The sequence below is a fragment of the Paenarthrobacter nitroguajacolicus genome, from assembly GCF_007786235.1.
Classification (GTDB): domain Bacteria; phylum Actinomycetota; class Actinomycetes; order Actinomycetales; family Micrococcaceae; genus Arthrobacter; species Arthrobacter nitroguajacolicus_A.
Genome location: NZ_VNFK01000016.1, coordinates 22722 through 34882, shown reverse-complemented (window position 1 = coordinate 34882; position 12161 = coordinate 22722). Strand labels below are relative to the sequence as shown.

The window sequence follows — 12161 nt, the reverse complement described above, 5'->3', positions numbered from 1 at the left end:
AACACCAGTTCACTGGGGTGCCAAGGGTTCTGTCGCGGACTACGCCAACGGCTGACTGTCCACCTTGTGGCGCGGGCTGTCCGGGTTCATGAGGGAGTGCCTGCGGCCATAGGCGAAGTAGATGATCAAGCCGATGACCAGCCACACACCGAATCGAAGCCACGTTTCCCAGTGCAACTGGAACATGAGGAACGCAGAGGCGAGCACGCCGAACGCGGGAACGACAGGCATGAAGGGCAGCCGGAAGGTGCGCGGTGCGTTGGGCTTGGTGTAGCGGAACACGATTACTGAGACACAGACCACCACGAACGCGGCCAGGATGCCGATGTTGGTGAGGTCGGCAACTTCCTTGATGGGGAAGACGCCGGCGAGGAACGCAGAAGCGACGCCTGCGATCCACGTGACACGTTGCGGGGTTCCGTGGCGGTCCGTCTTGGCGAACCAGCCGGGCAGGAGGCCATCGCGGCTCATGGAGAACCATACGCGGGTGACACCGAGCAGGAACGTCAGCATCACGGTCAGGATGGACAGCACAGCAAATACCGAAATGATGGTGGCGATGACCGGCAATCCGACGCCGGTGAACGCAGATGCGAAGCCAGCGGTGGGATCGATGTCCTTGTAGTTCTGCATGCCCGTGAGGACCAGTGTGGCGGCAACGTAGAGCAGCATGGCAACGATCAGGGACAGAATGATGGCCTTGGGCATGTGCTTCTTGCCGTCCTTGGCCTCTTCCGCCGCGGTGCTCATGGCGTCATAGCCGAACACGGCGAAGAAGACCGTCGCAGCACCGGCAACAACAGGCCCGAAGCCACTGGGCATGAACGGGTTGTAGTTCTCGGTGTTCACGTAGAAGATGCCCAAGCCGATGATGAACAGGATCAAGATGACCTTGATGGCCACGGCCACGAGTTCGAAGCGGCCAAATGCTTTGGTTCCACGGCTCAGGATCCACGTGACCAGGAGGCAAACGAGGATTGCTGGGAGGTTGATGATGCCGCCCTTGCCCTCATCGGCCGTGGATGTCATCCAGGTGGGCATGTGGATTCCGATGCCGGACAGGAAGGCATCGAAGTAGCCGGAGATGCCGATGGCCACCACGGCGACGATCGCGATGTATTCAAGCAGCAGGTCCCAACCAATGAACCAGCCGATGATCTCGCCCAACGCCACGTAGCCGTAGGTGTAGGCCGAACCTGCGCGGGGGATCATGCCGGCGAATTCGGCATAGGACAGTGCCGCCGCACCCGAAGCCAGGCCGGCGATCAGGAAGGAAAAGAGGACCGCGGGGCCCACGCCCGGATTGCCCTCGCTGCCGTGGGCCACAAGGCCGGCAAGCGAAAAGATGCCGACGCCGATAATTCCGCCGACGCCGATGGCCGTCAGCTGCCACAGGCCAAGACTCTTGAAGAGTCCGCTGTGCTTGTTTTCTTCCTCGATGTCGTCGATCGGCTTGCGCCTCAGGACGGACTTGGAAGCCGTCTGTTGATTCATGGGGGTACTCCTGCCAGTTGGCGTGGAACGGTGATGAGCTCGCAGTACATTATGCGAGCCGAATCACATTAGATAAAGCGAATTCTTCCGAGGGGTATCGGTTACTTCAATTGATGAATTGGATAGCCTGCGTTTGCGGGCATAAAAAAAGCAGCTCCGAAGAGCTGCTTTTCTTATTCTGGAGCGGACGACGAGATTCGAACTCGCGACATCCACCTTGGCAAGGTGGTGCTCTACCAGCTGAGCTACGTCCGCATACTTTGCCGGCCTGGCTGATGCCTGGCCAACAACTACAAACAAGTTGCCTTGTTCTGGTGGGCGATACTGGGATCGAACCAGTGACCTCTTCCGTGTCAGGGAAGCGCGCTACCGCTGCGCCAATCGCCCATGCATCCAGCAGAAGCTGGAAGACATGGTTTTCACCGAGGTGGGTACGGGATTCGAACCCGTGTATACGGCTTTGCAGGCCGCTGCCTCGCCTCTCGGCCAACCCACCGTGTAAGCAGGATTCCGAGGAATTCATGCCTTGACAGTGCCTTGCGAGCGGACGACGAGATTCGAACTCGCGACATCCACCTTGGCAAGGTGGTGCTCTACCAGCTGAGCTACGTCCGCAGTGTCGTATCGGCGGGCAGCCCTGCAGGCATTCCGTCGCTTTCCGACGAGTAAAAACTCTATAGGAGGTTCCGGCAAACTCCAAATCGGCAGCTTGCTTTGGGGTTCGAAGGCCGTTGGATCGTTGATTTTGCGCGGAATCCGAGGAGTTTCATGGCTGTAATTCCATGGTTGTAGTTCAGTCGAGGTTGTGGGGTTCGGATGGGTTTTGCATTCCGGCCACCGTCCGTTAGTGTTTTCTATGCACCCGGGCGATTGGCGCAGTGGTAGCGCGCTTCGTTCACACCGAAGAGGTCACTGGTTCGAACCCAGTATCGCCCACCAATAGAAACCCCCGGACCTCCGGGGGTTTCTTGTTTCTCCGGCACTCTCGCCGGCGCTGACATCTCAAGCCGGCTGCGCTCCACCTGGCCGGATGCGCTCCACCTGGGTTGCTGCTTCCTCGCTCGTCAAGAGCAGGAGGCCCCCAAAGGGAGGCTTGATGTATGGCCCCCTCCGCGCTCCCGTTGTGGACCGGGCGGACTTACTTCCGGGCGAAGTGAAGCAATCCTCTCCACTGAGACACTGAGACACTGAGACACTGAGCTTCAGGGCTGGACTGCGTGATCGACATCGAAAACGAGCATGCACGGACACCTGCGCATCGGGCTGCAGGCAACCGCCCCGGCCGGGGTTCAGGCTGAACCGCCTGCAACCAGCAAGACCGGGTTGACGATCGTGATGATGGCAAAGAATATTGCGAGTCGCCGATTGGAGGCAGCAAGCGTCCGACGGGCGCAGCCGACAAAAACAGCGGCGCCCAGATTGCCAAATAGAATCCGTAGCCACGCTTCGCCGAGCGTTCCGATCGCACCGGGCCCGGGCGCCCTGTCCCAAAGGAGTGAAATTCGAGCCAACACTTCCGTGCTTCGTTTGGTCTTTCTGCGTCACGAAGGAGACGCACGAAGCACATTCCCTATATGCGTGAGCAAGCAGAACCTGAGCGCCCCCCATCCGCCGAGGCTCCAGTCCCGTCCTTTGGGGATCTTTCCTCGACTGCCCCTATCCTGGCGCGAAAGCTGGCCCGGCTATCCCCGGAGCAGCTGACGATGATCTTCGCGCGGGAGAATTCTGTCGGCCCTCTGTGACAAAGTCTTTGTATGACTGCTCCACTGCTTGCCCACGCTACCGATTACGGCCGGATGTACGCCCGCTCCACCACAGAGCACTTCTCCGTGCCATCCATCACTACAGTGATCGGACAACAGGCCCACGCCTTGGACGGTTGGTTCAGTTACATGGGCGCGAGCAGCCTGGCCGCTGATCCCGAGCTTCCAGCGATCCTTGGAAGTCCAGCCAAGACCCGCCAAGCCATCAACAAAGCATCCAAGGCCGCTGAAGTTTACCGGGACCAAGCTGCGGCCCGCGGTGACCGCGTCCACACCTACTGCGAGCAGGTGGCCTTGCGCGCGCTCGGACGCCCGCACCGCATGCAGGAATGCCGGGACGAGCTCGCAGCCAACGGCGAGCAGGCCTTTGCCGCCCGCTTTGACGAGTGGTGGGAGCTTTACCAGGTGGAGCCACTGGCCCCGGAAATCACCGTCTGGAACAAGACCGTTGGTTATGCCGGAACACTTGACCTCGTGGCCCGAATCAACGGGCGCATCTGCCTCATCGACTACAAGACAAAAGGCACCACGCGGGACGGCACAGTCAAGGCACTGGACGACAAAGTGGTCATGCAGCTGGTGGCAGGCATGAAAGCCGAGGAGAGTCTGGTGGATCCCGTGGCCGGCGAATGGGAACCGTGGAAGTACGGGGACAACCCCATGCTGCTTGCGGTTGCCATCGGTGAGACGGAAGTCCGTCCGCAGCGGGCCAACCCGGAGATCCTTAAACACCATTGGTGGAAGTTCTGTGCCTTGCGGCGGGTATGGGAAATGTCGGCGGACGTCACTGCGGCAGGGCAAGCGCTGCTGCCGATCGCCCCGCCCGTGTTCGCGACGGCCGGTGCTGCTCCCACAAACACCGGCAGTGCGATGACCTCAACTAAACTGGCTTAGGCTCCGCAACGCACGGACCAGGTTTGACGATCGTGAGGACTGACAGCACATGGCAATTTTGAGTATCCGAATCATCGGGGATCCGGTGCTTCGCACCGTGGCCGACCCCGTCACTGACTTCGGTCCGGAGCTCGCCAAGCTGGTAGCCGACATGACTGAAACCATGGAGGACGTGGAGGGCGCTGGCCTGGCCGCGCCGCAGGTGGGCGTCAGCCAAAGAGTATTTACGTACCGCATCGGGGGAGTGGAAGGCCACATCATCAACCCCGTCCTGGAAAACAGCGAGGACTTCCAGCCTGACGAAGTCGAGGGGTGCCTCTCTATTCCAGGTCTTGGTTTTCCCGTGCGCCGGTACAGGTCTACACGCGCAACCGGCGTGGACCTTAACGGCAACCCGGTCTCGGTGGAGGCCGAAGGCATGCTGGCCCGCTGCTTCCAGCATGAAACGGACCACCTTGACGGTGTGCTGTACACGGACAGGTTGGAAGGCGAGGACCGTAAAGCCGCCCTTCGCGCCATCCGCAACGCCAATTACCACGCCATCACCGAACAGACCACGTCCAAGCGAGCCAACACTGTGGGCTCCAGCTTCGGTGGCGGCAGTTTCGGGGTTCCCGAGTGAGGGTACTCTTCGCAGGAACCCCCGCCGTCGCCGTACCCTCTCTGGAAGCGTTGGTTAAGGCCGGCTTTGACGTCGTCGCCGTCCTCACCCGACCGGACGCGCCATTGGGCCGCAAGCGTGTCATGACTCCCTCTCCTGTAGCGGCCCGCGCCGAAGAGTTGGGCATCGAGGTCATTCGAGCGGCCAAGGTTGACGCCGCCACCACGGCGCGCATCGCGGAGTACTCGCCGGATGTAGCGGCCATCGTTGCTTACGGCGGCATTGTTCCGCGCGCCGCCCTTGGTGTCCCCACTCATGGTTGGGTCAACCTGCATTTCTCACTTTTGCCCGCCTGGAGGGGCGCGGCCCCTGTTCAGCGCTCCATCATCGCCGGGGATGACATCACCGGCGCCGCCACGTTCCAGCTCGAGGAAGGCCTTGATACCGGCCCCGTGTTTGGAACGCTCACCGAAACTGTCCGCCCGGAAGACACCGCCGGTGACCTGCTTGAGCGGCTGTCCATCAGCGGGGCTGTACTGCTGAGCCAGACCCTTTCAGCCATCGACGCCGGACAAGCTGCTCCGCAGCCGCAAGCAGGGGAGGTGTCATTGGCTCCCAAACTGACTCTGGACGACGGGCGCTTGGACTGGCAGCTGCCAGCGCTCGCCTTGAACCGCCGTGCACGTGGAGTCACCCCGGAGCCCGGGGCATGGACCATGTTGGAGGGCCAACGGGTAAAGCTTGAACCTGTGAAGCTGAGGCCCGAGGTCAAGGATCTCGCACCAGGAGCCATCCGGGTGGATGGTAAATCCGTACTCGTGGGCACTGGTTCCCACGCCGTGGAGCTTGGCCGAATTCAGCCGGCCGGCAAGAAAATGATGTCGTCGGCCGATTGGGCCCGCGGCTTGGCATCGCCTGAGAGAGTGGTATTCGAATGAGTGAGTCCGGCCGTCGAGGCCCCAACAACAGCGGGAGCCGGGACGGCGGAGGGCAAGGAAACCGTGGTGCCGGGGGGCAGAGCAGACGCAACGCCCAAGGGCGGGAGCGGAACAGGGGGCCCCAAAGGGGCTTCTCCAATAACGCCCCGTCGCAGCGCACACGCCGTGCTGACCCAGCGCGGTTGGTTGCTTTTGAAGTGCTCCGCGCCGTCGCTTCCGAGGACGCCTACGCTAACCTTGTCCTTCCAGCACGCATCCGCGAACACCGCCTCGATCGGCGCGATGCCGGATTCGCCACTGAGCTGAGCTACGGCGCCCTGCGCGGTCAGGGCACCTACGATGCCATCCTGGCCCGCTGTGTGGACCGTCCCCTCGAGCAGTTGGATCCAGCGATCCTGGATGCCTTGAGGATCGGTGCCCACCAGCTCCTATCGATGCGCGTTCCCGCCCACGCCGCCTTGGACCAGACGGTCGGCCTGGCGCGGGCGGTCATTGGGGCCGGACCGTCGGCCCTTATCAACGCCGTGCTCCGCAAAGTCACTGCCCACAGCATGGACGAGTGGTTGGACATCCTGCTGGACCAGGAAACGGACGAGACTAGAATTGCTGCCCTGCGCCATGCCCACCCGGAGTGGATTGTCCGGGCCTTGCGCCAATCGCTGGTGAACCATGGTCGGCCCAAGACCGAGATCAACGATCTCCTGGAGGCCGACAACGCCGCGCCGGTGGTTAACCTCGTGGCGTTGCCGGGCTTGGGCAACTTGGATGAAGCCTTTGACAATGGTGCCACCGCTGGTGAATTGGTGGAAGATTCAGCCCTCTCTGCCGGCGGCGACCTCGGCCGTTTTGAGTCGGTCCGCCGCGGCAGTACCCGTGTCCAGGATGTCGGATCACAGTTGGTGGCACGTGCTTTGGCCGGCGTCGAGTTGGCGGGGTCTCCTGGCCAACATGAAAAGTGGCTGGACCTGTGTGCTGGCCCCGGCGGCAAAGCTGCGCTCCTGGCCGCGCTGGCACATCGCGATGGGGCCACCCTCCTGGCCAACGAGCCCGCACCTCACCGGGCCAAGCTGGTTCAGCAGGCGCTCTCTGCTGTTCCTCACGATTCCTGGACTGTGCGGACCGGTGATGGGCGCGAAGTCGGCGCTGAACAGCCTGAGACTTTTGATCGTGTCCTGGTGGACGTCCCGTGCAGTGGTCTCGGTGCCTTGCGCAGGCGGCCGGAGTCTCGCTGGCGCCGCTCACCCAAGGACATCGGCGACCTCGGTCCCTTGCAGCGCGAACTGTTGAAGTCCGCCATTGACGCCGTTAAACCGGGCGGTGTAGTGGCTTATGTGACGTGCTCGCCGCATCCGGCTGAAACCACCGCTGTTGTGGGTGACGTGCTCGGCAAGCGTGACGACCTGGAACTGCTCGACGCCGGACAGGCACTGGACCATGTCAGCCTCACCGGCAACCTGGGCGCCGGTCACGAACTCACGGCCCAGCTTTGGCCCCACGTCCATCAAACGGACGCCATGTTCATGGCAATTATCCGTAAAAAGGCGTAACCGCAAACACCGGCTGCAGCAGGTGGGGCCCTACGCCCGGCCGCCGCAGCACTCCCTCGACAACCACTCACCCGAAGGGGCTGCCTTGTCTCAGTGCTGTATCAACCCGAGCATCCTGTCCGCAGATTTCGTCAACCTTGAGGCGGAGCTACAGCGGATCAGCAACGCCGACGCCGTCCATGTGGACGTCATGGACAACCATTTTGTGCCCAACCTGACGCTCGGCTTACCGGTGGTGCAGAGGATTCAGGCTGTCAGCCCCATCCCTTTGGACGCCCACTTGATGATTTCCGACGCCGATCGATGGGCTCCTGCCTACGCGGACGCAGGAGTCGCGTCGGTGACGTTCCATGCTGAAGCTGCCATGGCTCCGGTCAAACTGGCTCGCGAACTGCGGGCCCGTGGCTCAAAGGCTGGCATGGCGTTGCGCCCTGCCACCCCGGTGGAGCCCTTCTTGGACATGCTCAGTGAGTTGGACATGCTGTTGATCATGACGGTGGAGCCCGGCTTCGGTGGACAGTCGTTCCTGGACATCACGTTGCCCAAGATCCGGCGGGCCCGGGCAGCAATCGAAGGTTCGGGTATTGGAGTGGCCATCCAAGTGGATGGCGGAATCACCGAAGAAACCATTGTTCGGGCGGCAGAGGCCGGTGCGAACGTTTTCGTTGCAGGTTCGGCAGTTTACGGGCACGAGGATCCCGCAGTGGCGATTGACCTGCTCCGCGCTGCGGGTCAGGCGGCTGCTGCTTCGACGAAAGCCTGACGACCGTCACCACATGTTACGAAGATGGCCGGGAATAGCCCGGCCATCAGGGTAGTTGTGGCAGAATAACAACACACATACGTGCTCCGGGGTCGGTGTAAGTCCGAACCGGCGGTTATAGTCCGCGACCCGCGCGCCAGTGGGTTCCAAGTGATTGGGATTCGGTGGCAGACGGTTGAACCGGTGGAATTCCGGTACCGACAGTTAAAGTCTGGATGGGAGAAGCACGTACAGTCATGCCGTGGGAGTTCCTTGAGCGACGCCCGGCATTGCGCTGTCGTACACCCCCGGAGTCATCGCGGCTTACTGGGAAGGAACGGCATGGACTTTCTGCGATGGCTCTTCGAAGCACAGATCCCCGTTGGAGGGTCTGCTCTTGTCTTACGCGAAGTGCTTGGAAACATCTTTGGGCTCCTCAGCGCCCTCGGCGGCATGCGCCGAAAAGTCTGGGCATGGCCGATCGGTATCCTCGGCAACATCCTGCTGCTGACGGTCTTCCTCGGCAATGTTTTTGGCGCGGCCGCTCCGGCTACGCTGTGGGGCCAGGCCGCACGGCAGGTCATGTTCATAGCGGTCGCAGTCTATGGCTGGTACCGCTGGCAGCAAGGAAGGCAATCCAGCACCCAAGGACGAGCGATTGTCCCGGGCTGGGCCAGTAACAAGGTCCGCATTGCCCTGATTGGTGCGATGGTGGCAGGCACCGCGGCGTTGACACCGGTGTTCGACTCCCTTGGCTCCTACCCACCCGTCTGGGCTGACGCCTGGACTTTCATGGGATCGCTCCTGGCTACCTACGGGATGGCTCGTGGATGGACCGAGTTTTGGCTGATCTGGGTTGCCGTGGACATCGTGGGTGTCCCCCTCCTCTTCAGTGCCGGCTACTATGCCAGCGCCGTCATGTACTTGTTCTACGGCTTCTTCACCCTCACTGGATTCTTCGTGTGGTGGCGGGCGGAAAAGCGTGAACGTGACCGCCCCAAGCCAGCAGCCGTTCCCGTGGGAGCTGCCCAGTGAGCATTTCAGACGTTGTCTTCACCAGCGCGGAAAGCACCGCCATGGACGCAGCGCTGGCGGCCGCGCTGGCTGGTCCCCGCGGTGCGAATCCATTGGTTGGTGCAGTGATCCTCAGCCCGGAAGGCGAGCGACTTGCCACCGGCTACCATCGCGGCGCGGGAACCGCCCATGCCGAAGCCGACGCGATCCTTGAGGCCCGTCGGCAGGGTATCGACACCAGTGGGACCACCATGGTGGTCACACTTGAGCCGTGCAACCACGTGGGCCGCACCGGTCCCTGCGCGCAGGCCATCATTGAAGCCGGAATCGCAAAGGTGATTTACGCCGTCGACGATCCCCACGATCCTGCCGCGGGCGGCGCCCGTACCCTCCGCGAGGCGGGCGTTGAGGTCCGGTCCGGGCTGGCGCTTGCCGAGTCGCTGGACCTCAACCGCGAGTGGTTCGACGCCGTTGCCTCCAAACGCCCCTTCGTCACCTTGCACATCGCACAGACGCTGGACAGCCGGATAGCCGCTGCAGACGGCAGCAGCCAGTGGATTTCCAGCCCGGAATCGCTGGCGGACAATCATGGGTTGCGCCGACTTATCGACGCGATCCTGGTGGGGACGGGGACGGTCCTCATCGACGACCCCCGGCTTACGGCCCGCACACCTGACGGTGAACTCTCCGAACGCCAGCCACTTCGGGCAGTCATGGGCCTGAGGGATGTACCCGAAGACGCAGCCGTGCGTGCGGCTGACGGGCGCTTCGTGCACCTTCCCACAAGGGACCCGGTGGAAGCCCTCAGCAGGCTCTTCGATGAAGGAGTCCGCCACGTGATGGTGGAGGGTGGCTCGAGCATCTTGAGTACCTTCCTGGCCGCCGAGCTGGTGGATGAACTGATCATTTACCTGGCACCCACGCTCCTTGGCTCCGGAACGCCCGCCCTCAATGACCTGGGGATCACCACCTTGGCCGATGCCCAGCACTGGTCCTGGGACGAGGCGGGCGGCGGCGCGGTCCAGACCCTCGGAAACGACCTTCGGCTGCACTTGCGGTCCACAAGGACCGCCGCCAGCACCACCAAAAATTCGATTCCGCGCAGGGAAGCTGCGGAATATGTCACAGGAGGACACTGATGTTTACCGGAATCGTTGCAGAACAAGGCACTGTGCTGGGCATTGAACATGACGGCAGTGCCAGCGCGACCCTGCGCTTGAAAGCCCCAACCACCACAGGCGACCTGGCTCTGGGCGGATCCATCGCAGTTAACGGAGTTTGCCTGACAGCTACGCAGATCAAAGGCCAGGATTTCAGCGTCGATGTCATGGGCGAAACCCTCATCCGCACCACCATTGGGGAACTGGCGCCAGGAGACACGGTGAACCTGGAACGCTGTGTTCCTGCCGGTGGACGCCTTGACGGCCATGTGGTCCAAGGGCACGTGGACGGCGTGGGTGAGTTGCTGGAGCGCGAGGCGCTGGGCAACTGGGACCGCCTGCGGTTTGGCGTCCCGGCCCCGCTGGCACGTTACATTGCCGAGAAAGGTTCGATCGCCGTCGACGGTGTTTCGCTGACGGTGACTGCCGTCAGTGCAGCTGCCGAAGCGGAGCCATGGTTCGAAGTGGGCCTGATTCCCACCACCCTGGAAGAAACCGGGCTGGGAGCCAAGGCCGTAGGAGGCCGCGTCAACCTGGAAGTGGATGTGCTGGCCAAATACACCGAGCGGCTTTTGTCGTTCGCGCCGACGCAGGGGGCAAAGCGATGAGCGCCCCGGCCAAGACGTCTGCCCCCGTGCGGCGTACCGGACTCGATCCCGTGGAAACGGCCATCGCCGCGATGGCTGCGGGCCAGGCCGTGGTTGTTGTGGACAACGAGGACCGTGAGAACGAGGGCGACATCATCTTCGCCGCCCAGCACGCCACCCCCGCCCTCATGGGATGGACCATCCGGTATTCATCCGGCGTCATCTGCGTCCCGTTGGAAGGGGAACGGGCGGACGCCCTCGTCCTGCCGCCCATGGTGGAGATCAACGAGGACGCCAAGGGAACTGCCTACACTGTTTCCTGCGACGCCGCGATGGGGGTCAGCACCGGCATTTCGGCAACGGACCGTGCTTTGACGGCCCGCATCCTGGCTGATCCGAGCAGCACTCCGGCCTCCATTACGCGGCCCGGGCATATTTTTCCGTTGCGGGCCGTTAAGGGTGGAGTGCGTGAACGTCCGGGACACACGGAAGCTGCCGTGGACTTGTGTCGTCTTGCCGGGCTTGCCCCGGTGGGTGTGATCGCAGAGTTGGTACATGACGACGGTGAAATGATGCGCTTGGACAGCCTGCGAGGGTTTGCCGCAGAACACGGATGCCCCCTCATCTCCATCGAGGACCTGGTGTCATACGTTGAAGCGGTAGAGTCCCAGGCGGGACATATTTCACGGGCAGACGAGGAGAAGCGATGACCGCATCGACAACACGCAGTGGCGACCACACGGACCCCTCGCCACACCCGGTAAGCGGTGGGCCGATCGTCCAACTGCCCACTGCCTTTGGCGACTTTGTGGCGCAGGCCTGGACGGACCACGTCACCGGCGTTGAACATCTTGCCGTCAGCTCGCCGAACCCTCCCAAAGGTGGACGTGCGCCGCTGGTCCGCCTTCACTCGGAGTGCCTGACAGGCGATGTTTTCGGTTCCTATCGTTGCGATTGCGGCGAACAACTCGCGTTCGCCTTGGAACTCATCCACGAAGAGGGTGGAACGCTGCTTTACCTGCGTGGACAGGAAGGACGCGGCATCGGACTGGCCAACAAAATCAAGGCCTATGCCTTGCAGGAAGCCGGGTTCGATACCGTCGAAGCCAACGAGCAGCTTGGCTTGCCGGTTGATGCCCGGTCCTACACTGCGGCGGGACAAATCCTCGCCGAGATGGGCCTCCACGAGGTCCGGTTGCTGAGCAACAACCCGGACAAGCAGCACCGCCTGGACAAGGCCGGCGTGACCGTCGTGGAAATGGTGCCCACCGAGGTGCCCTCACGCGAACAGAACCTGCGCTACCTGCAGACCAAGAAGGACCGGATGGACCACCGGCTGACACTTGACGTCGAGCCCGTCAGCAACGGTAAGACACCTTCAACGCACACCTTTGACACCAACCAAGACTGAACGGATTCAC

The 12161-nt window shown here is 62.3% G+C and carries 11 protein-coding genes, 5 tRNA genes and 1 riboswitch; of the genes, 11 read left to right on the top strand and 5 right to left on the bottom strand.

The window, feature by feature from the left end; all coding sequences use genetic code 11:
* Positions 1 to 39: 39 nt before the first annotated feature.
* From FQP90_RS17835 to FQP90_RS17815, 5 genes are all read right to left on the bottom strand, one after another.
* Positions 40 to 1494 carry an amino acid permease gene (locus tag FQP90_RS17835; RefSeq protein ID WP_144652407.1) on the bottom strand — a complete coding sequence of 485 codons (1455 nt, stop codon included), beginning with the start codon at positions 1492 to 1494 and terminating at the stop codon, positions 40 to 42.
* A 179-nt stretch (positions 1495 to 1673) separates the two neighbouring features.
* Positions 1674 to 1749 (bottom strand) — tRNA-Gly (locus FQP90_RS17830).
* Positions 1750 to 1806: 57 nt separating this feature from the next.
* A tRNA-Val gene (locus tag FQP90_RS17825) sits at positions 1807 to 1881 on the bottom strand.
* A gap of 38 nt (positions 1882 to 1919) precedes the next feature.
* Positions 1920 to 1990, bottom strand: a tRNA-Cys gene (locus tag FQP90_RS17820).
* Between the two features lie 46 nt (positions 1991 to 2036).
* Positions 2037 to 2109 (bottom strand) — tRNA-Gly (locus tag FQP90_RS17815).
* 249 nt (positions 2110 to 2358) lie between these two features.
* On the opposite strand from FQP90_RS17815, the gene FQP90_RS17810 reads away from it, so the two are divergent.
* From FQP90_RS17810 to ribA, 11 genes are all read left to right on the top strand, one after another.
* Positions 2359 to 2433: transfer RNA gene (locus FQP90_RS17810), tRNA-Val, on the top strand.
* 815 nt (positions 2434 to 3248) lie between these two features.
* Entirely contained in the window at positions 3249 to 4151 is a 903-nt protein-coding gene (locus FQP90_RS17805; RefSeq protein ID WP_144652406.1) for a cytochrome, read from the top strand.
* Between the two features lie 49 nt (positions 4152 to 4200).
* A complete protein-coding gene (def, locus tag FQP90_RS17800) occupies positions 4201 to 4773 on the top strand; it encodes a peptide deformylase (protein WP_144652405.1) in 573 nt (190 codons plus the stop codon).
* A complete protein-coding gene (gene fmt / locus FQP90_RS17795) occupies positions 4770 to 5690 on the top strand; it encodes a methionyl-tRNA formyltransferase (RefSeq protein ID WP_144652404.1) in 921 nt (306 codons plus the stop codon). The genes def and fmt overlap by 4 nt, the downstream gene beginning before the upstream one ends.
* The gene (locus FQP90_RS17790; protein WP_144652403.1) at positions 5687 to 7237 is read left to right on the top strand and encodes an RsmB/NOP family class I SAM-dependent RNA methyltransferase; all 1551 of its coding nucleotides are present in this window, start codon (positions 5687 to 5689) and stop codon (positions 7235 to 7237) included. Before fmt ends, FQP90_RS17790 begins: the two co-directional genes overlap by 4 nt.
* An 85-nt stretch (positions 7238 to 7322) precedes the next feature.
* Positions 7323 to 8000 carry a ribulose-phosphate 3-epimerase gene (gene rpe / locus FQP90_RS17785; protein ID WP_144652402.1) on the top strand — a complete coding sequence of 226 codons (678 nt, stop codon included), beginning with the start codon at positions 7323 to 7325 and terminating at the stop codon, positions 7998 to 8000.
* 77 nt (positions 8001 to 8077) lie between these two features.
* A riboswitch (FMN riboswitch) is annotated at positions 8078 to 8232 on the top strand.
* Between the two features lie 89 nt (positions 8233 to 8321).
* Entirely contained in the window at positions 8322 to 9014 is a 693-nt protein-coding gene (gene pnuC, locus FQP90_RS17780; RefSeq protein WP_144652401.1) for a nicotinamide riboside transporter PnuC, read from the top strand.
* Positions 9015 to 9055: 41 nt separating this feature from the next.
* Complete coding sequence (ribD, locus tag FQP90_RS17775) at positions 9056 to 10132, top strand: bifunctional diaminohydroxyphosphoribosylaminopyrimidine deaminase/5-amino-6-(5-phosphoribosylamino)uracil reductase RibD (RefSeq protein ID WP_144652465.1); 1077 nt, start codon at positions 9056 to 9058, stop codon at positions 10130 to 10132.
* Entirely contained in the window at positions 10132 to 10761 is a 630-nt protein-coding gene (locus FQP90_RS17770) for a riboflavin synthase (RefSeq protein WP_144652400.1), read from the top strand. Before ribD ends, FQP90_RS17770 begins: the two co-directional genes overlap by 1 nt.
* On the top strand, positions 10758 to 11450 hold the full coding sequence (gene ribB / locus FQP90_RS17765) for a 3,4-dihydroxy-2-butanone-4-phosphate synthase (protein WP_144652399.1): 693 nt from the start codon (positions 10758 to 10760) through the stop codon (positions 11448 to 11450). The genes FQP90_RS17770 and ribB overlap by 4 nt, the downstream gene beginning before the upstream one ends.
* A complete protein-coding gene (gene ribA, locus FQP90_RS17760; RefSeq protein WP_144652398.1) occupies positions 11447 to 12151 on the top strand; it encodes a GTP cyclohydrolase II in 705 nt (234 codons plus the stop codon). The genes ribB and ribA overlap by 4 nt, the downstream gene beginning before the upstream one ends.
* Positions 12152 to 12161 lie beyond the last annotated feature (10 nt).

Bases quoted from the DNA above. Each gene is read 5' to 3' on its own strand.
- FQP90_RS17835 (WP_144652407.1), bottom strand. From the start codon at position 1,494: ATGAATCAACAGACGGCTTCCAAGTCCGTCCTGAGGCGCAAGCCGATC.
- FQP90_RS17805 (WP_144652406.1), top strand. From the start codon at position 3,249: ATGACTGCTCCACTGCTTGCCCACGCTACCGATTACGGCCGGATGTAC.
- def (WP_144652405.1), top strand. From the start codon at position 4,201: ATGGCAATTTTGAGTATCCGAATCATCGGGGATCCGGTGCTTCGCACC.
- FQP90_RS17790 (WP_144652403.1), top strand. From the start codon at position 5,687: ATGAGTGAGTCCGGCCGTCGAGGCCCCAACAACAGCGGGAGCCGGGAC.
- pnuC (WP_144652401.1), top strand. From the start codon at position 8,322: ATGGACTTTCTGCGATGGCTCTTCGAAGCACAGATCCCCGTTGGAGGG.
- ribD (WP_144652465.1), top strand. From the start codon at position 9,056: ATGGACGCAGCGCTGGCGGCCGCGCTGGCTGGTCCCCGCGGTGCGAAT.
- FQP90_RS17770 (WP_144652400.1), top strand. From the start codon at position 10,132: ATGTTTACCGGAATCGTTGCAGAACAAGGCACTGTGCTGGGCATTGAA.
- ribB (WP_144652399.1), top strand. From the start codon at position 10,758: ATGAGCGCCCCGGCCAAGACGTCTGCCCCCGTGCGGCGTACCGGACTC.
- ribA (WP_144652398.1), top strand. From the start codon at position 11,447: ATGACCGCATCGACAACACGCAGTGGCGACCACACGGACCCCTCGCCA.